Raw genomic sequence first — 17,883 nt, forward strand, 5'->3', positions numbered from 1 at the left:
TACTGAAGTGCATTAGTAAGTATGATGATGGTTGTGTCCACTGATCTCGACCTGGCTTTGCTGCGCACCTTCGTCCTCGTCGCTCAGCGAGGAAGCATGACCTCGGCGGGCAACGTGCTGAAGATCACTCAAGGTGCGGTCAGCCAGCAGATGAACAGGCTGGAGTCCAAACTGGGCTGCACGCTGTTCGTCCGGGACCGCCGAGGTCTACGACTCACCCGTGACGGTGATCGACTGCTCGGCCGCGCACAGTCGCTGCTGAGCCTGCACGACGAAATCCGAGCGGAGATGACGACGAACAGGATGGCCGGCCGGGTCCGGCTCGGCGTTCCGTTCGATCTCGTCGGAACGTTGCTTCCGCCGGCCATCAGCTCGTTCGCCACCGATCACCCCGACGTCGAGTTGTCGCTCGCCTGTGCTTCGTCGACTGAACTCTTGACCGCAGTCGAGGAGGGGACGGTCGATCTCGCGGTTGTCGAGGTCCCCGTCGGCTCACCGGCCCGGCACCTCCGCGCAGAGCGGCTAGTGTGGGCGGGCGCCCCCGGAGGGATCGCGCATCGAGCGACCCCGTTGCCAGTCTCGCTCGTGTCGGACGCCTGCGCCTTCCGGCCGCTCGTGCTGAACGCCCTGCGCGCGCACTCGGCACCGTGGCGGTCACTGTTCGAGAACGGGACGTTCGAAGCGGCACTTGCCACCGCGCGCATGGATCTGGCGGTGACGGTTGCGTTGGAGTCCTGCGTACCCGCCGACCTGCATGTCATTCCTCCTGGCCCAGACCTACCGGAGCTGCCACTCATCGGAGTCGATCTCCGATTCTCTTCCCGCCCGGCGAACGCCGCGGTCGAAGACCTCGCACACCGGATCACCGAAACTTTGACCGGCACCTCGGCGTCAGGCGCCCGGCGGCAAGCAGATCCGGCCGAGTGCGGATGATCATCGGAGTTGGCGTGGTCGTGGCGCGGGATGGCCGGCCTCTGCTGGTGTGCCGAAATAAGGCGGGTGAGAGCCCGACCAGGGCTCTCCGGGGCGGGGCAGTCAAATCGCGGGAATCGATCGAGCGGGCGACGATGCGCGAACTGCCGGAAGAGACCGGTTTCCGCGCAGTCAGCAGAAGGGTTTCACGATCGGGTCAACTTGGCTTCCCGACCGGGCTGTGATCGGGACTGCAGTCGCGGTCGCCAAGAACGTGAGCTGCGAGCCCGAGGTACAGGGGACGGAGTGGCAACGGCGCCTCCTCAGCCTGGCACACATGACGGTGACGGAGGTGTCGATCGACGCATACCCCAAGCTCGTGGCTGACCTCAAGAACGTCCAGCCACTGAACAGCGTGACCGCCGCCCTGTGCTGGCGGGACGAAATGTGCCATTTCTCCATCAGCGAGGAGCTCGCCCGACGCGGAGCGCTGGCTGGCTGCCGCGTAGGGCAGCGCCGCGATCATCGCTGCGTCGTCCACGGGTCGACGGGTACCAGTCGGACGGACCGGCCCTCGACGTCGAGGATGTGTCCGTTCACCTTGTGCAGGCGCAAGATCAGCCGGTACTCGCAGACGACGAGCGATGGCAGGTCGGCCGACAGGGCGCCGAGTAGCTCGTCTAGTTCTTCGGGAGCGCGCAAGTTCACGATTGCCACCAAGTTGGCTCGTGAGACGGTGCTCGCGCAGAAACGGATCGCGGCCCGAGCCCCGAGGTCGCGAGCGACCTGCGACCGGGCCGGGTGTGGGACCGCGAGCCAGACCAGCGCGGCCAGCGGCCAGCCTGCCAGCGGCCGCGCCAGGTCGGCGCGCAGGCTTAGCCAGCCCGAGCCGCGTAAAAGCTCCAGGCGGCGCCGGACCACTTGCGGTGGCGTCGAAAGGTCGTCCGCGAGGTTGGCGTAAGAGCGCCGCGCGTCGTGGGCCAAAGCGAAGTAGAGAGCCCGGTCAGCGGCGGTGAGCTCGGTGACGTCCCGCCGTGACTGGCCAGAGGCGCGGACCTGGGCGGACTGGGTGGGGTTGAGGACGTTCAGCCGCCACTGTGGGCCGCCGTGCACGCGGGTGTACGCGCGGGCCCGCAGCCGTTCTGCCGGGAGCTCGGCGAATCGCCCGCTCAACGAATTGATCAGCGCTCTCGTTGTCGGGGCGGCGGTCAGCGCGTATACGTCAAACTCGCCCGCGGTGCGGCCGACCGTGAGCACGTCGGGCATGGCGTTCAGCGCGTCGATGAGCGGGTCTATCGAACCGGGATGGCAGGCGAACTCGAGCACGGCGCCGCGGAAGAGCAGCGGCCCCATCACAGCACCAGTCCACACCGCGCCTTCAGCTGCCAGTGCGGCCCACCGGCGCGCGGCCGTGACGGCCGAGAAACCCAGCGGTTCGGCGATCGACGACCAACCGGCCCGCGGGTTGACCTGGACGGCGTCGACCAGTTCGAGGTCGCGTTCTGTCAGTTGCATATCGAGATCCATCAAGAGGAGACGTCTGAATAGAGAATTCCTTCAGAATACACGCCCGGACGCGGATGCCGCGCACGATTACTTCGTGACCACCGACAAGCGAGTGACCGCTCCGCCGCTCCGCGAGCGGACCGCAGCGATCCAGCAGAGCATCGAGTCGGGGGACCGGTTTCCCCTGGCCTACTTCGACTCCCGGCGTTACGTGCAGCACAATCTCGCCCTCGGTGATGGTTTCGGTGCCTTGCTCGAGTTCCTCGACTCGTTGCCGGCGGGAAGCAGCCGAGTGCGTCCGCTCCGGACGTTCGAGGATGGCGACATTAGCTTCGCCCATCTCGAGTACTTTCTCGCGCCGATGGGTGAAGTCGTCGGCTTCGAGGTGCACCGCTGGGAAGACGGGCGCATTGTCGAACACTGGGACAATCTGCAGCCGCTCGTCGGGCACGGCATGACCGACGGCACCGTTGAGCGCGGCGATCCGGCCCGCACCGGTGAGACCAAGCTGGTGGCAGCCGCCTTTGTCGGCGCGTTGCTGCGGGGGCAGACCCCGGAGCCGGTTGGTGCGGGATACGTCGAGCACCACCCCGACGTCGACCCCGCCAAGCCGTGGTGGTCCTCGGCCGCCGACGTCGAATACACGGCCTTGCACCGGACGCTCGGAGACGGTGACTTCTGCCTGACCATGGCGGAGGGTCGACTTGCGGGCGAGCACACCGCCTTCTACGATCTCTTCCGCGTCGAAGACGGGCTCGTCGCCGAGCACTGGGATGTGCTCGAACGGATCCCGCCGCGCGCCGAGTGGCGAAACGACAACGGCAAGTTCTGACGATGCCCACGACCCTGATCCGCGGCGCAACAGTGATTGATGGTACCGGTTCGCCGGCCACGGCCTCCGATGTGCTGCTCGCAGACGGCAAAATAGCCATGACGGCTGAGCGCGGGCAGCTTCGCGACGCCGACCGTGTCGTGGACGCCGACGGGCTCGTGCTGGCCCCCGGTTTCCTTGATGCTCATTCTCATGCCGACAACGCGCCGTTCCTGACCGGCATCGACGCCGCCAAGCTCAGCCAGGGCGTCACCACCGAGGTGATCGGAAACTGCGGCTTCTCCCCGGCACCCTGCCCACCCGGCCGGCGCGCCGAGATCGAGCGCCTGTGCGGACGGCTCTTTCCGGACCTTCCCTATGACTGGTCCACCGTGGACGAGCTGTACGGAACTTCGGACGCTCGCGGCTATCCGACGAATGTCCGGCCGTTGGCCGGCCACCACGTGATCCGGGCCGCGGTGCTGGGTACGGCCGATCGGCGGCCTACCGCGGATGAGTTGACCCAAATGAAGGCCGAGCTGTCCGCTGCGCTCGACGCGGGGGCGGCCGGGTTGTCGTCCGGTCTCATCTACCCACCGGGCATGTACGCCGACGCGGATGAGCTTGCCACTCTCGCCGGCGTACTGCCGCCGGGAAGCGTGTACGCCAGCCATTTGCGCAACGAGGGCGGCCGGCTGCTTGACGGCGTTAGCGAGGCGATCGAGGTGGCGCGCCGGGCCGGGTGCCGGCTGCAGGTGTCGCACCTCAAGGCGGCCGGACGGTCGGCGTGGGGGTCGGTGAAGCAAGCACTGCGGCTCATGGACGAGGCGTGGGCCGAGGGAATCCGCGTCCACCATGACGTCTACCCGTACGAAGCCAACAGCACGCTGTTGTCGGCCTGCCTGCCGCCGTGGTTCCACGCCGATGGGCATGCGGCGACCATGGAACGGCTGCGGGATCCCGAGGTCCTGCGACGCGCGGAACACGACATTGCGGCCGACGACGGCAGCTGGGAGAACTGGGTTGCCGGCTCCGGCTGGGACCGGGTGCTCGTCGCCAGCGCGGGGAACGCGGACGTCGAGGGCCGGACGCTCGCCGAGCTCGCAGAGCAGCGGCGTCAGCACCCATTCCGCGTGCTGACCGACCTGCTCGTCGCCAGTGAGCTGACCGCCTGGATGAGTGTCTTTGCCATGTCGGCCACCGACGTCACCGATGCGCTCCTGCATCCCCGGGCGCTCATCGGCTCCGACGGTGCGCCACCGGGAGGCGGTGGCAAGCCGCACCCCCGCGGCTTCGGCACCTTCACTCGGGTACTCGCCCGTTACGTCCGCGAGTTCGGTCTCCTGTCGTGGGAGGAAGCGATCGCGAAGATGACGTCTCGCACGGCTTCGGCGTTCGGGTTACCAGGCCGCGGAGTCATCGTCGCCGGCGCGGCGGCCGATGTCGTCCTGTTCGACCCGACGACGGTCGCCGACCGCGCCACGTTCACCGCGCCCACCCTGATCTCGGCCGGCATCGAGCTGGTCGTTGTCAACGGCCGGATTGCATTCGAAAGCGGCGAGGTGACTGGCCTACGAGCCGGCCGTCGCCTTCGTCGCGCCAACTTAGGAGAAACCCCATGCAACGAGTGAAACCCCTCGAGCGGTACCCGCAGCCTGTCAGCATGACCGCGGCGACTACCGTGATCCACACCAGTCCAGCCGGCCTGGCGACGTCCCGTGTGGCGATCCCGGGCAGCGGCCACGATGTGCCCGCTTACGTCGCGCGCCCGGAGGGGACCGGCACTCTGCCGGTGGTGCTGGTGCTGTCCGAGTCGTTCGGCCTGCACCCGTACCTCGAAGACGTGACCCGGCGATTCGCGCACGAGGGCTACCTGGCCATCGCTGCGGACCTCATGGCCCCGCAAGGCGACCCGGACGACTTCGCCGACGTGGACCGACTCGTCACCGAACTGCTCCAGCGCATTCCGGACGAGCAGGTCATGTCCGACCTCGACGCCGTGCTCCATTGGGCCACGGCCCACGGTGGCGATGCCACCCGCGTCGGCGTCAACGGGTTCTCGTGGGGCGCACGGTGGACGTGGCTGTTCGCGGCTCGCCGTCAGTTCGCCGCCGCGGTGTCGTGGTACGGCGTGCTCGATGACTCCGTTAGCAACCTCCAACCAGACCGGGCGCTGTTTCCGAGGCACCCGATCGACTTGGTCGGCGAGCTCCGCACCCCGGTGCTCGGCTTGTACGCCGGCAAAGACGCTGTCATCCCGGAAGCGACCGTGGAGGCGATGCGGTTAGCACTGGCGGCGCGGGCGACGCCGGCTCCCGAGGTCGAGTTCGTCGTGTTCCCGGGGGCCGCCCACGGGTTCTTCGCCGACTACCGCGACGAATACAGCGCCACCGACGCGCCCGTCGCCTGGGCTCGCGCACTCGGCTGGCTGCGCGAGCACGGCGTATGACGGTGGGGCGGTATCCCTGGCTGAGGGTGGACGTTGGCGCGGTCGAGCACAACGCCGCGCTGATGGCCGCGTGGGCGGCGTCACACGGCGCTGCGCTCGAACCCCACGTCAAGACCACCATGGCCCCGGAGATCGTGCGCCTACAAGTGGAGGCAGGAGCCGCTCGGCTCACCGTCGCGACCGTCGCCCAGGCCCGGACGGTGCTTTCGTGGGGATACCGTTCGCTCCTCATCGCGAACGAAGTCGTCAATGTTCTCGCTTTGCGAGAAATCAAGGACTGGATGGAGCAGGGCGCCGACGTCACATGCTTCGTGGATTCGCTGGAGGGGATTGAGGTGGCACAGCGGGTCTTTACTTGGGCACCGCTGCCGGTCCTGCTCGACGTCGGCGTCCGCGGCGGCCGAACGGGAGTGCGGGACAAGCCGGCGGCACGGTCGCTTGCCGGCAGGGTGCTGGCCAGTTCGGGACTGCGGCTCGCCGGTGTCGCGGGCTACGAAGGAGTTGTCCCGAATTCACGTGACGAAGCCGTCACCGACGCGGTGCGCGAGCACTGCCGTCGCACGGCGGAAACTTTCGTCGAGCTGGCGGGGGAGTACGAGACTTCATCTCCGGTGCTGTCGATGGGAGGCTCGGCCTTCCCTGACCTCGTCGTGGCCGAGGTAGCCAGACTCGTGCCGGAGGGCGCTCTGGCGCTGCGGTCGGGATGCTACGTGACGCACGACCACGGGACGTACGCCGGCGTGAGTCCACTTGCTGGCTTGAGACCGGCGATCACGGTCCGAGCCGAGGTGATCTCGGCACCCGAGCCGGGCACGGTGGTGCTCGGGGCAGGCAAACGTGAACTGCCACATGACGCGGGATTACCGGTACTGCTCGCAGCCGGCTCGGCCGCCAATGAGCTGCTTAGCACGGACATTGAGGGCCGCATCGAGACGCTTTACGACCATCACGCGGTTGTCATCGGTGCTCGTGGATTACAGGTGACTGATGTGGTCGAGCTGGGCGTTTCTCACCCATGCTCGGCTTTCAGCAGATGGGACGAGTTCAGCTTGACCCGGAACAGTCACGTGATCGGGACGGGCCATTCATACGTCCGGCCTTGATGTAGCCGCTGTCTTGCGTTATCTGGCGGTGAGACATCTTTTCGTGCTCCGTACCCGGCAACCATCATTCTTCCCGCACCTGCCCGAGGGGACGAAGCGGGATTTCGCACAGTCCCGCGTGACGGTGATCGAGCGTCGCGGCCGGAGGCTACGTGCGGGAAGTGATCCACGCGTTCGACGAGCCCGGATATGCGGGCTTCTGGATTGATTCTTGGTGCTCGACGCTCGAAGTAGAAAGCTGAGCCAAGAGGGTCAGTGCGGCGCGCGACGGGGAGTCGGGTTCAGTGGTGACAATGACGATCCGTTGCCCGCGACTTTTCGGGAGTGGCATCGCCTGCTGGATAACGTCCACCGGGCCGACCAGCGGATGGTGCATCCGGTGCGTTGCGATGTCCCAGTCTCGTACCCGATGCTCTGACCAGAGCGCGGTGAATTCCGTGCTGCGCGTGACCAGTTCGTCGATCAGCTCGACAAGTGCCGGGTCGTCTGGGTATTGACCGACGGCGAAGCGTAGCTTCCCCACAACGTCGCGGGCTTTTTTGGGCCAGTCGTCGTAGAGGTCGCGGACACGGGCGTCGAGGAACACCATGCGCGCGGTGTTTGGGCGTCGGCCCGGCTGATCGGGACTGCGCGGGTCGAGGTGGCCGGCGAACAATGTATGCCCGGTGGGGTTCCATGCGAGCACGTCGCTGTTGCGGTTGAGGACGACGGCCGGAACGCCCCCGAGGACGTCGAGAAGTTGCCGCGTGGCCGCGTTCAACTGCTCCGGTGCCAGTCGGCGAGGCCGTACCTTGCGGCTCTGTCGTGCGGTGCCGGCAAGGTCGTGCAGGTGGCGCCGTTCGGTCTCGTCGAGCCGCAGAGTACAGGCAAGCGCGTCGAGCACCTCGGGTGAAGCATTGGACGACCGGCCCTGCTCAAGTCGGGTGTAGTACGACTCGCTCACTCCTGCCAGCTCAGCGAGTTCGTCGCGACGCAGGCCTGGAACTCGCCGCCGCTGGTCGTACATCGGCAGCCCGACGTCCGCTGGCTGCAGCTGCCCACGGCGTGTCTGCAGGAACCGTCCGAACTCCGACTTGATGTTCATGGAGTCAAGTATGGATCTGCGCCGCGGTGTCTGCCTAATTCTGTGAGCGTGGGTAGCCTCGAGGACCGCCAAGACGAAGCTCGCGGAGTGTAGCGATCGCGTTCCCGGCGACCTGGCTTCGGGCTGACTTCTTCGGACCACGCGGCCCGTCACTGCTCGAAGCCCCAGCGTCGCACAGCGAAGCTGGGCCCGACCTGAGCGACCTCCACCGCGAGTCCGCCACCCAAGTGCGCCGGGAACACCAGAGCGTGGTCCCCGGCGGCCCGGGCTAGGGTGCGCCGCCGGGTCGCGCTCGCCGCCGACGGGTTCTCGCAGAAGCAGCTGCTCAGGTCCGGCGCCACTATCTGAATCGGGTTGTGCAGCAGGTCACCGACGAACAGGGCATTATCCCGGCCTGACTGTAGAGACAGGATCGCGGAGCCCGGTGTGTGGCCGGGCGCGGCTTCGAGGCAAAGCCCGTGGCCCAGCTTAAGTTCGCCCTCCCACAGGCGAAGCTGACCGGCTCTCTCCACCGGCTGGATGCTGTCGTAGAAGACGCCCTCGTTAGCCGCAGCGAGACGCGGCCGGTGGCTGCTGTCCGGGTGCCAATACTCGAAGTCCGCCCGGGCTAGAAGGTACGTGGCATTCGGGAACGTCGGCACCCAGTCGCCGTCGAAGAGGCGGGTGTTCCAGCCGACGTGATCGGCGTGCAGGTGTGTGAGGACAACGGTGGTCACGTCTTCCGCGAAGACACCGGCGGCCTGCAGTCGGGTGAGAAAGTCGGTGTCGAGTTGGTCGAATGCGGGTGCCCCCGGCCGTGGCTTGTGATTGCCGACGCCGGTGTCGACAAGGATCGTCTCGTCGACGGTGCGCAGGACCCAGGTCTGTACGTAGGTTTGGAGCAGGTCGGTGGCCGGGTTCCAGAAGGCGGGTGTCAGCCAGTCCTGGTGCTCCCGCCAGGTGGTGCGGTCGAGTCCCGGGAACATCGCCTCCGGTGGCCGGGTCGCGCCTGAGTACTCCAGGACCTGGGTAACGTCGACAGATCCGAGCGTCAAGGTTGCCATGAAGTAAAGTATGGACCGGCGCCGCGGTGTCTGCCTGACCCTGCGAGTGTGGGGCAAGCCCGAGGATTGGTGAGACCGCCACTCCTTGAAGTCTTCAGCGATCAATGCCGGGACACCGCCCCTCACACTCGCCTCTGGTTCAGCAGGGAGCGGTCGAGCCCGTCACTGGCCGACACATACACCACGAGTCGCCGAGCACCGCGTCGGCGATGAACAGCCGACTCTGATTAGAGTCAGACGGTGGGCAGGTTGTTAGTGCACAGCGCTGTGATGCGCCCTAGCGTCTCGCCCAACGCAGCCGCCATACGCCGGTCAGGTCTGCGGAGCCGGTGGCGTAGAGGAAGTAAAGGATCCGTCGGTGTTGTCCGGCGCAACCGGCTGTTGGATCGGGTTCCGCGACGGTGACCTGGGTCGCGATTGCGCGCCCGCACACGCTGCGGCGTCCGGTTCGGTGGTGAGTGTAGGGCAACCGGAGGCAGCCGGCCAAGGGTGACCCTGTCAAGGTCAGGCTATCCGTCGTCAGGTAACGCATGATCGGCTCAGTGCACCGCGCGAACCGCGTTGGCTTGAAACCAAGGATCGCGACGCATCATGTTGTCTGGCCTGCGGTCGTCACAACATGAATCACATCGTACCGAGTGAGAGGCCACCGATGAATCTGCGTTTCTCCGGCGTGAAAGGTGTCTTTGTCACCGCTGTGCTCGCCATGCCGTTGGTGCTGGGATCCGTTGTTCACGCCGGGTCCGCTGAACAGCTCGCCGGCAACCTCAAGGCCACGCGGTGTCGCTCACGACGATCGTCGTCACGGCGCCCGAGGTCTTCGCGCACTACGCCGACTACGGCTGCTCATCGTTGCCAAGGGGGACGGCACCCTCGTCAGGGTAGCGGTCCACCATCGGGACTTGGCCTCCGCTGTCAAGCTCGACACCAACCTGGTCCGCTCGCGGCGTCGTTGCGGGTCTGCCGGACGGTTCGATCGTCGCGCTAAACAGTCGCCTGTCCACGCAGAAGCCCCGGGCGGTGCAGCGCGTTCGTTCCGACAGCTCCTGGCACAGCGCAAAGGTCACCATGACTGACACGTTGCCGGGCCCGATCGTCGGAGTCGTCGCCTCCGGACCACACGGTGCACCTAGACCGTCGGCGGCGGGCTCGCAGACCTGCGCCAGCACAAACCCAACGACGGCTTCACCTTGCGCCAGATTCACGTCAGCCAACTCACTCCCGCACGCCGGCGGGACAGAAATCAGGCCGCCCGGCTGACGATGTCCCGCATCGTATCCACCATGGAGTCTTCATGAACGCCAACGTCTCCCTGACCGCACAAGTTACCGGCGGGCGGGTGCGAGGAGCGGCCACCCCGGCCGGTGTCGTCTTCCACTCGATTCCCTACGCGGCACCGCCCACCGGCTTGCTGCGGTTCGCGCCACCCGTGGCACCTGCGCCTTGGACGGGGACTCGTGACGCCTCCTCTCCCGGGCTGAGCGCTCCAGCACCGCGCCGGGACTTCGGCGCCTTGGACCTCACTCCGATCCTCGGCACGGGCCGCAACACCGGCGACGACTACCTCACCGCGACGGTCAGCACTCCTGATCCACGTGCCGATGGCCTGCCAGTGCTGGTGTTCGTCCACGGCGGTGGCCTGACCGCCGGGGCGGGATCTGCCGCGATGTACGACGGAGCGTCATTTGTTCGCGACGGCGTCGTACTGGTAACGCTGAACTACCGGCTCGGCGCGAGCGGTTGGCTTGAGGTCCCAGACGCTCCCGCCAACCGGGGGCTGCTCGATGTGCTCGCCGGTTTGCATTGGGTGGCCGAGAACATTGCCTCCTTCGGCGGCGATCCGGACCGTGTGACCGTCGCTGGTCAGTCCGCCGGCGCAATGATCGTCGCCGCACTCCTGGCCTGCCCCGCGGCCGAGGGGCTGTTTCAGCGGGCGATCAGTCAAAGCGGCAGCGGGGACTGCGCGTTCGAGCCCGGCCAAGCAGCCTTGGCGACTCGAGGGATTTCGTCGCTGCTGGGTCGGGACGCCACCGCCGCTTCATTAAGCGACCTGACCGATGTTCAGCTTGCCGAGCTGTCCACCGCACTACCGCCGCTCGACCATGCCGCGCACGGCTTCCTCGACACCGCAGTTGGAGCAAGCCCATTCAAACCGGTGGTCGACGGTGTACTGCTTACTGGTCAACCGGCCGACACCCTTCGTTCCGGGCTCGGAACCGATCTGCTGATCGGAAGCACTGCAGCAGAGGCCAACCTCTATACTGTCCCGAACGGCTTGATTGAGACCGCCAGCGAACCCGACCTGCTTGCTGCGGTTCGTCGTCGGTTCCGTGAACCGGAAGGTCGCCTAGCTGGCTACCGTGACCAGTTTCCGGGCGATTCCCCTGGTCAGTTGCTGTCCAGGATTATCACCGACGCGTTCAACGAGGGCAGCCGCCGGTTGGCCGCCGCGCACCTCGCTGATTCACAAGGCCGCACGTTCTCCTACGAATTCCGATGGGCCTCGACTGCGTGTGACGGCCGGCTGGGAGCGTGCCATTGCGTCGAGCTGCCCTTCGTGTTCGACCAGGTCGCGCTGCCTGCTTTACGAGGCTCGCGCGGCCTGCTCGGGCCGGGGGAACCGGACATCGCGTTGGCGGACGAGACTCACGGGGCTTGGGTTCGGTTCGTCAAGTCCGGCAATCCCGGCTGGGCACCGAACGTCTGCCACCTCTTCGGGGAATAAGACAATCGCGGCCGCTTTACTTCTGCAACGGCTTCTTCTTGGTGGCGGCCGGCTGATCGGGTTGTTACCCGGGCCATCTTGCGGTGGGGCCAGGCATTGGCACACCGGCCGGCGGGTGACCAGAGACACCCGAGCCCGGCTCGGGTGTCTCTGCTGCTTTGCAGACTCTTCGCGATCGCTGCCGACTGATTCGGCTCTCGGGGCGTCGGGCTGTCAGAAGGTCCCATGGGGCGATCAGACGCCGGCAAGCAGGACCTTCGCCAGCTCATCAGGAGCGCTGAGAAATGGCGAATGCGACGTGTCGAGGTGGTGGACCCGTCCGGCGCGGGATGACATCGCCTCCTGCACGAACGGGGGGATTGCCTGGTCGCGCTCGAGGATGACGTAAGCCGACGGGATCACCCGCCAGGCCGTCTGAGTCAGGGGCAGCGTGAACGACGACCAGCGCTGGTGCTGTAATGCCTCGATGGCGCGGGCGGCTGCATCCTGATCGAGGTCGTTGTAGAAGCGCGGCCCCGGGTCTGCCGGGTCGACGATGTCGAGTTCCTTGTCCACCTGCCACCAGTCCGGGATGGACTCGCCGACCACCGACCGCAGCGAGTCGCCGACATTGAGCATGAACGCGCCCACGAAAATCAGCTCATCGGCCAGTGGCCGTTCACTTTCCTCGGGAAACAGCCCCTGAGAGACGGGCATCCCGCCGTAGGAGTGGGCCACGACCGTGATGGACCTCGACGGATCCTCGGTCCGGAGACGGCGCACGTGCTCGCGCACGAGATGGGCGTCTGAGTAGAGGTCGCCGAGCCGGGCCGGGTCTGGGCCGCTGGAGGCCAGTTCGACCGTTGAGGTGCTCGCATCGAGATGGGTACGAAGCGTTTTCCAAGCCGTCGAGTCGTGCCAGGCGCCGTGGACGAACACGAAGTGCCGGGACGAATGAATGGAGTGCATCAGCGTCCTTGAGGTGAGGGTGAGTAACCTCAAGTTACCATAGCTGATGCGACTGCAGTCACGCGAGCGCCTCGCTACCCTGACCTGGTGTCCCGCCGCGCTGAGTACGCCGAGATGACCCGTCAGTCGATTGTCGATGCCGCACGCCGTCGCTTCATCTCGCAGGGGTACGTCGGCACGACGATCGACCAGATCGCCGCGGACGCGCGTGTCACCCCAAAGACGGTGTACGCGGTCACCGGCGGCAAGCGAGGACTCCTGCGCACCGTGATCGAGCCGTGGTCCGCGGCGACCGAGGTCGACTCGAGCCTGGAGCAGATGAGATCGATCCGGGCAGGCACGGACGTCCTCGTCCTCCTCGCCGCCACTGTGCGTCAGTTGGCCGACCAGACTCGCGACCTCATCCGTCTTATCCACGATGCCGCCCCCCGCGACGAGTCCGCCGCCGCGACCCTCGCCAGCACCAACGACCGGATCCGGCAGAATCTCGCCACCGTGGCCGACCACTTGCTGGCGACCGGCAACCTCAAGGATGGGGTGTCAGTCGGTCGGGCCACCGACGTCCTGCAGTTCTATTTTGGGCCTGAGGGCTATCTATACCTCGTCGACCAGCTGGAGTGGCTCCCCGAGCACGCTGAACAGTGGCTTGTCGAGCAGGCGTCATTTGCGCTCCTGCCGACCGCCGACGTGCACGCCCTCGCTGAGTGTTAGGCCGTTCCTGTCTGCCGTAGATCAAAGCCGGTGTTGACCTAAGCCTGGTCAGGGTGCGCGACGCTTTGGGTCAACGCGCCGGTGCTATGCGTCCAGCAGGGCACCGGCCCCCGAACTTGCTGAGCAGTCCGGACCTCATCTGGCTCTTTCGTTGGCAAATCGCCTTCGAGACGACTTCGCATGCGACGACGTCCCCGAACACATGCTGATATCCAGCCCGACGGTCCTGGTCGGTGACTTCTGCCGTGTCTGGCTCTAAAACTGACAGAGGTTGACAGTCCGGGTTCCTTATCGAGGGAGGCCCATGGCTGAGCTAGTGTGGAGAGAGAGGGACCTGGTCAGGCGCACGAACCGGCGCCTGACCGTCCTGTGTCACGCCTAAGAGATCAGCGGCCGTTCAGCGCGCCAGCAGCTCTCGCAGTTCCTTGACGACTTCGGCGGGCGACTCTTCGGCCATGAAGTGTCCGGAGGTCACCGTGCGGTGCCGGAGGTCGGTGGCCCAGGCCTGCCACAGCCGCAGCGCGTCGAAGCCGAGCGCGGCGCCCCAGTCCTGCTGAAGCACGGTGACCGGCATCTTGAGGCGATTGCCCGCGTCGCGGTCGGCGGTGTCGTGCTCGACGTCGATGGTGGCGCTCGCGCGGTAGTCGGCGACGATCGACGTCGTGGCTTCGTCACTGGCGCGCAGGTACTCGGCGCGGACGTCGGTCGGGATGGCGTCTGGGCGCTGTGTCCAGGCGTCCAGGAAGTAGCCGTAAAACGTTTCCGGCGCCGCGCCGATGAGCGTTTCCGGCAGGCCGGGCGGTTGGGCCATCAGGTAGAGATGGAAGCCGACTGCCCCGCGCACACCATGGAGCACGTCCCACATGTCGAGCGTGGGGAGCACGTCGAGGACGGCGAGGTGGCTGACGGCTTCCGGGTGGTCCAGGCCGGCGCGGATCGCGACGAGCGCGCCGCGGTCATGGCCTGCGAGCGCAAACCGATCGTGTCCGAAGGCACGCGCGAGCGCGACGATGTCGGCGGCCATCGTGCGCTTTGAGTAGGTCTCGCCGGTGTCGGCCGGCTTGCCGCTCTCGCCGTAGCCGCGCAGGTCGGGGCAGAGGACGGTGTGGTCGGCGGCCAGGTCGGCGGCGACGTGTCGCCACATCAGGTGAGTTTGCGGGAAACCGTGCAATAGCACGATCGGCGTACCGGAGCCGCGGACGGCGACGTTGAGCGTGATGTCGTCACCGACCGTGACTTGGCGGTAGTCAAAACCTGGGATGTGCATGGTCACCCTTTCAGTGAGGTTTCGTTGGCACTTAGCTTTTCCGAGGCCTGTCAGCGGCGAGTCAGCGTTTACTGAGCGGGTTACCATGCGTGCGTGATGCGCTTCGGTGTCCTCGGCCCCCTCGTCGCCGAAGACGAGCGCGGCCCGGTGGCTCTGCGGGGGCCGCGGCATCGGGCGGTGCTGGCGCGGCTGCTAGTCGCGCGCGGCCGGGTGGTGCCGGTCGACCGGCTCGTCGCCGATCTGTGGCCGGTCCCGCCAGACGGTGCGGTTGGCGCGCTGCAGACGTTCGTGTCCGCGCTTCGCCGCGCGCTGGAACCCGGACGTGCCCCGCGGACTCCAGCCCGGCTACTGGTGACCTCCGGCCCCGGCTACGTCTTGCGTGCGGAAGACGTCGATGCCTTGCGCTTCGAAGCGGTGACGACCACACCCGGAGCCGCTTTGTCGGAATTGGACGACGCATTGGCGCTCTGGCGCGGGCCCGCTTACGCCGAGTTCGCCGACGATGCCTGGGCTCGAGCGGAGATCGACCGCCTCGAAGACATGCGGCTCTTAGCCGGTGAGCGGCGAGCCGAGGCCATGCTGGCCGTCGGACGCGCGGCCGAAGCGGTCCCCGACCTCGAGGCCCAAGTGGCGTCGCACCCCCTTCGAGAGGACGGCTGGCGCCTGCTCGCACTGGCGCTCTATGGGACCGAACGCCAGGGCGACGCGCTGGGTGCGCTGCGGCGGGCGCGGCAGGTGCTGAAGGCCGAGTTGGGAGTCGACCCGGGGCCGAGCCTGCAACAAGCTGAGGCCGACATCCTGGCGCAGTCGCCGCGGATCGCGGCGCCGGACCGGCCTATCAGTGTAGCGCTCGCTCCAGCCGGTAGCCTGGTTGGCCGCACCGGCGAGCTGGCATTGCTGGCGGCAGAGGCGGACCGAGTCGAGCGCGGTGAAACCCGGCTGGTGTTGGTGTCCGGTGAAGCCGGTGCGGGCAAGACCGCGCTGGCCGAGACGTTCGCGGGTCACCTGGCCGCACGCGGCTGGACGACGGCGTGGGGCGCGAGCGCGGAAGACGAGGGGCTGCCCGCGGCGTGGCCGTGGACGCGAATCTTGAAAACGCTCGGCGCGCCGTCTGATGAGGCGTTCGCGGTGGCACTGCAGCCCCTAAACAAGTCTTCGTCCTCCGGCCGCCGAACCGCCGGCGATCCGTTGACCGCCCAGTTCCGGCTGCGCCGGGCGGTGAGCCACCACCTCGCCTCGATCGCCCGGAAGGCTCCCGTCCTCCTCGTCTTCGACGACCTGCACTGGGCCGACGCCGAAACGCTCGCTCTGCTGGCCTCGGTGCTCGCCGAGCGTCAGGCCGGCCCGGTACTTTTGATGGCCACCTACCGCAGCACCGACCTGTCGGCAGCGCTCGCCGACTTCCTCGGCCGCGTCGCGCGGGCCGAACCCGCTCGCCTGTACCCCGGCGGCCTTTCCACGGACGAGGTGCGGGAAGTCGTTCGGTCCACACTCGGCCGGGACGTTCCGGCGACCACCGTGAACGCCATTCACCGGCGCAGCGGCGGCAACCCGTTCTTCGTCCGGGAGCTGGCCCGGCTCTTCGACGCCGACGCGTCGGCGGAAGTCCCACCTGGGGTCCGCGACGTCGTCCGCCACCGCATCGCCCGGCTCGACACGCGGACGCGGGAGGTGCTGCACCGAGCGGCGGTAGTCGGCCGCGACGTCGATCTTGACGTGCTCACCGAGATGGCCGGGGGCGACGTCCTCGACTGCCTCGAAGCCGCGATGCACGCGGGTTTTCTGGTCGAGCCCGGCCCGCAGCGGTTCCGCTTCGCCCATGACTTAGTCCGCGAGACGCTGTACGCGGATCTTTCCCGGTCACGCCGGGCACAATGGCATGCGACGGTCGGCCAGACGCTCGAACGGCTGCGCCCCGAGGACTTCGAGGCGCTGGCCCACCACTTCCTGCTCGCCGGTAGCCCCTCGGCAAGACCGTACGCCCGGCTGGCGGCCGAACGCGCCGAACACCGGTTCGCGCTGCACGAAGCGGCCCGCCTGTGGCGAGCCGTGCTTGACCACAGCTCCGACGTTCGTGAACGGCTCGAGGCGATCATAGGGTTAGTCCGGGCGCTCGCCGTCATCGGTTCCGTGGCCGAGGCCCGGCAACACCGCGCCGAAGCGGTGTCGCTGGCAGAGGCCGTCGGCGACCCGGTGCTGACGGCGCACGTGCTTGGCGCCTTCGACGTCCCAGCCGTCTGGACGGCGAGCGACGACCCCGAGCTGGCGGCCCGGATGGTCGCCGTCGCGGAACGGACGCTGGCAGAACTGCCGTACGAGCACGGGGCCGACCGGTGCCGGCTGCTGGCGACGCTAGCGCTGGAAACGCGCAACACCGGCGGGGATCGCGGCCGCATCGCCGCGCGGGAAGCCGAGAAACTCGCGCGGGGCCTCGGTGACCCAGAGTTGCTCGCGCTCGCCCTCAACGCCCGGTTCATGCATACCTTCTACCGCGCCGGACTGGCTCCCGAGAGGGTGCGGATCGGCCGCGAGCTAGTCGACGTCGCCGCGGCGCACAGGTTAGTCACCTTTGAGGTGCTGGGGCACTTGGTGCTCGTCCAGGCGTACGGCGCGCTCGCGGACCTGCCGGCGGCCGACAGGCACGCCAAAGAAGCCGACCGACTGGCGGCGGACCACGATCTGCCATTGGTCGGCGTGTTCACCCAGGGCTACCGGGCGATGCGGGCAAGCATCAAGGACGATCCCGCGGCGGAAGCGGCGTTCCGCTCGGTCGCGGCCCGGCTCGCCGGCACCGGCATGGCGGGCCTGGAAGACGGAATCCTCGCCATCACGCTGCTGTGTCATCACCTGCAGCAAAGCGGCGTCCTTGAGACGGACGTCCGGCAGGACTACGGGACTTACGAGCCGTGGTGCCGTGCCGTGGTCGAGCCTGGTCCGCACGAGATCCCGGACTCGCCGCGAGACCTATTGAGCGAAGCGCGAAGCTGCCTGCACGTGATCGCCGGTCCCGACCGCGCGGAGAGCGAGCGGCTGTACGCGGATCTGCTGCCCGCAGCGGCCGAACTCGCCGGCGCCGGCAGCGGCCTGCTGACGCTCCGGCCGGTCGCGCACTACCTAGGCGACCTGGCGGCGGCACTGGGCCGGCCCGTGGAGGCGGGGGAGCACTACCGCCAAGCCTTGAAGATCGCTGAGGACTGCGGCGCGCCGCACTGGGCGGCGGCCGCACGTGCTGCTCTGGGCTAGCGTTGGCAGTCCAGACCTTGTATCGCTCGGATACTGCCATCTACCGAGCATCAGGTGGTGGTTGTCCTGCTCGAGGACGTC

Annotated in this window: 14 protein-coding genes and 1 pseudogene; 10 read left to right on the forward strand and 5 right to left on the reverse strand. The window is 67.4% G+C overall.

The genetic code is table 11. From position 1 onward, the window contains the following. Nucleotides 1-33: 33 nt before the first annotated feature. The 3 genes and pseudogenes from ACLJPY_RS36830 to ACLJPY_RS36840 all read left to right on the forward strand — a co-directional run. On the forward strand, nt 34-933 hold the full coding sequence (locus tag ACLJPY_RS36830) for a LysR family transcriptional regulator (RefSeq protein ID WP_410595616.1): 900 nt from the start codon (nt 34-36) through the stop codon (nt 931-933). Next, a complete protein-coding gene (locus ACLJPY_RS36835; RefSeq protein WP_410595655.1) occupies nt 930-1,157 on the forward strand; it encodes an NUDIX domain-containing protein in 228 nt (75 codons plus the stop codon). Before ACLJPY_RS36830 ends, ACLJPY_RS36835 begins: the two co-directional genes overlap by 4 nt. A gap of 29 nt (nt 1,158-1,186) precedes the next feature. Then, a pseudogene (locus ACLJPY_RS36840) lies at nt 1,187-1,387 on the forward strand (diiron oxygenase); the annotation flags it as partial. Nucleotides 1,388-1,434: 47 nt separating this feature from the next. On the opposite strand, the gene ACLJPY_RS36845 reads toward ACLJPY_RS36840, so the two are convergent. After that, nucleotides 1,435-2,427, reverse strand: coding sequence for an Lrp/AsnC family transcriptional regulator (locus tag ACLJPY_RS36845; RefSeq protein WP_410595659.1), 993 nt, complete (start codon nt 2,425-2,427; stop codon nt 1,435-1,437). Nucleotides 2,428-2,512: 85 nt separating this feature from the next. Here ACLJPY_RS36845 and ACLJPY_RS36850 point away from each other — a divergent pair, with 85 nt between their 5' ends. Genes ACLJPY_RS36850 through ACLJPY_RS36865 form a run of 4 tightly spaced genes read left to right on the forward strand, consistent with a single transcriptional unit; the run spans nt 2,513 to nt 6,781 of the window. Beyond that, the gene (locus ACLJPY_RS36850) at nt 2,513-3,250 is read left to right on the forward strand and encodes a hypothetical protein (protein ID WP_410595617.1); all 738 of its coding nucleotides are present in this window, start codon (nt 2,513-2,515) and stop codon (nt 3,248-3,250) included. Nucleotides 3,251-3,252: 2 nt separating this feature from the next. After that, on the forward strand, nt 3,253-4,860 hold the full coding sequence (locus tag ACLJPY_RS36855; protein ID WP_410595618.1) for an N-acyl-D-amino-acid deacylase family protein: 1,608 nt from the start codon (nt 3,253-3,255) through the stop codon (nt 4,858-4,860). Between the two features lie 32 nt (nt 4,861-4,892). Next, entirely contained in the window at nt 4,893-5,678 is a 786-nt protein-coding gene (locus tag ACLJPY_RS36860) for a dienelactone hydrolase family protein (protein WP_410595619.1), read from the forward strand. Continuing rightward, complete coding sequence (locus tag ACLJPY_RS36865) at nt 5,675-6,781, forward strand: alanine racemase (protein WP_410595620.1); 1,107 nt, start codon at nt 5,675-5,677, stop codon at nt 6,779-6,781. Before ACLJPY_RS36860 ends, ACLJPY_RS36865 begins: the two co-directional genes overlap by 4 nt. A 148-nt stretch (nt 6,782-6,929) precedes the next feature. Here ACLJPY_RS36865 and ACLJPY_RS36870 read toward each other — a convergent pair whose 3' ends face one another. Next, nucleotides 6,930-7,865: a helix-turn-helix transcriptional regulator gene (locus ACLJPY_RS36870; protein WP_410595621.1), complete on the reverse strand. Its 936-nt coding sequence runs from the start codon at nt 7,863-7,865 to the stop codon at nt 6,930-6,932. Nucleotides 7,866-8,014: 149 nt separating this feature from the next. Then, nucleotides 8,015-8,908 carry an MBL fold metallo-hydrolase gene (locus ACLJPY_RS36875; RefSeq protein WP_410595622.1) on the reverse strand — a complete coding sequence of 298 codons (894 nt, stop codon included), beginning with the start codon at nt 8,906-8,908 and terminating at the stop codon, nt 8,015-8,017. A 1,294-nt stretch (nt 8,909-10,202) separates the two neighbouring features. Here ACLJPY_RS36875 and ACLJPY_RS36880 point away from each other — a divergent pair. Further along, nucleotides 10,203-11,633, forward strand: a complete 1,431-nt coding sequence (locus ACLJPY_RS36880) for a carboxylesterase/lipase family protein (protein ID WP_410595623.1) — start codon at nt 10,203-10,205, stop codon at nt 11,631-11,633. 234 nt (nt 11,634-11,867) lie between these two features. Here the strand turns inward: ACLJPY_RS36880 and ACLJPY_RS36885 are convergent, their stop codons facing one another. Next, complete coding sequence (locus ACLJPY_RS36885) at nt 11,868-12,581, reverse strand: alpha/beta hydrolase (RefSeq protein ID WP_410595624.1); 714 nt, start codon at nt 12,579-12,581, stop codon at nt 11,868-11,870. 87 nt (nt 12,582-12,668) lie between these two features. On the opposite strand from ACLJPY_RS36885, the gene ACLJPY_RS36890 reads away from it, so the two are divergent. Then, on the forward strand, nt 12,669-13,292 hold the full coding sequence (locus ACLJPY_RS36890; RefSeq protein WP_410595625.1) for a TetR/AcrR family transcriptional regulator: 624 nt from the start codon (nt 12,669-12,671) through the stop codon (nt 13,290-13,292). Nucleotides 13,293-13,689: 397 nt separating this feature from the next. Here ACLJPY_RS36890 and ACLJPY_RS36895 read toward each other — a convergent pair whose 3' ends face one another. Further along, nucleotides 13,690-14,559, reverse strand: a complete 870-nt coding sequence (locus ACLJPY_RS36895; RefSeq protein ID WP_410595656.1) for an alpha/beta fold hydrolase — start codon at nt 14,557-14,559, stop codon at nt 13,690-13,692. A 96-nt stretch (nt 14,560-14,655) separates the two neighbouring features. Here ACLJPY_RS36895 and ACLJPY_RS36900 point away from each other — a divergent pair, with 96 nt between their 5' ends. After that, nucleotides 14,656-17,802 carry a BTAD domain-containing putative transcriptional regulator gene (locus tag ACLJPY_RS36900; protein WP_410595657.1) on the forward strand — a complete coding sequence of 1,049 codons (3,147 nt, stop codon included), beginning with the start codon at nt 14,656-14,658 and terminating at the stop codon, nt 17,800-17,802. The last annotated feature ends 81 nt before the right edge of the window (nt 17,803-17,883 follow it).

Origin of the sequence: Amycolatopsis sp. lyj-23, assembly GCF_046549135.1 — a bacterium.
In the GTDB taxonomy this organism is placed as follows: domain Bacteria; phylum Actinomycetota; class Actinomycetes; order Mycobacteriales; family Pseudonocardiaceae; genus Amycolatopsis.

Coding starts and splice junctions, on each gene's coding strand:
- ACLJPY_RS36855 (WP_410595618.1), top strand. CDS start 3,253: ATGCCCACGACCCTGATCCGCGGCGCAACAGTGATTGATGGTACCGGT.
- ACLJPY_RS36835 (WP_410595655.1), top strand. CDS start 930: ATGATCATCGGAGTTGGCGTGGTCGTGGCGCGGGATGGCCGGCCTCTG.
- ACLJPY_RS36885 (WP_410595624.1), bottom strand. CDS start 12,581: ATGCACTCCATTCATTCGTCCCGGCACTTCGTGTTCGTCCACGGCGCC.
- ACLJPY_RS36845 (WP_410595659.1), bottom strand. CDS start 2,427: ATGCAACTGACAGAACGCGACCTCGAACTGGTCGACGCCGTCCAGGTC.
- ACLJPY_RS36870 (WP_410595621.1), bottom strand. CDS start 7,865: ATGAACATCAAGTCGGAGTTCGGACGGTTCCTGCAGACACGCCGTGGG.
- ACLJPY_RS36880 (WP_410595623.1), top strand. CDS start 10,203: ATGAACGCCAACGTCTCCCTGACCGCACAAGTTACCGGCGGGCGGGTG.
- ACLJPY_RS36900 (WP_410595657.1), top strand. CDS start 14,656: ATGCGCTTCGGTGTCCTCGGCCCCCTCGTCGCCGAAGACGAGCGCGGC.
- ACLJPY_RS36875 (WP_410595622.1), bottom strand. CDS start 8,908: ATGGCAACCTTGACGCTCGGATCTGTCGACGTTACCCAGGTCCTGGAG.
- ACLJPY_RS36895 (WP_410595656.1), bottom strand. CDS start 14,559: ATGCACATCCCAGGTTTTGACTACCGCCAAGTCACGGTCGGTGACGAC.
- ACLJPY_RS36860 (WP_410595619.1), top strand. CDS start 4,893: ATGACCGCGGCGACTACCGTGATCCACACCAGTCCAGCCGGCCTGGCG.
- ACLJPY_RS36865 (WP_410595620.1), top strand. CDS start 5,675: ATGACGGTGGGGCGGTATCCCTGGCTGAGGGTGGACGTTGGCGCGGTC.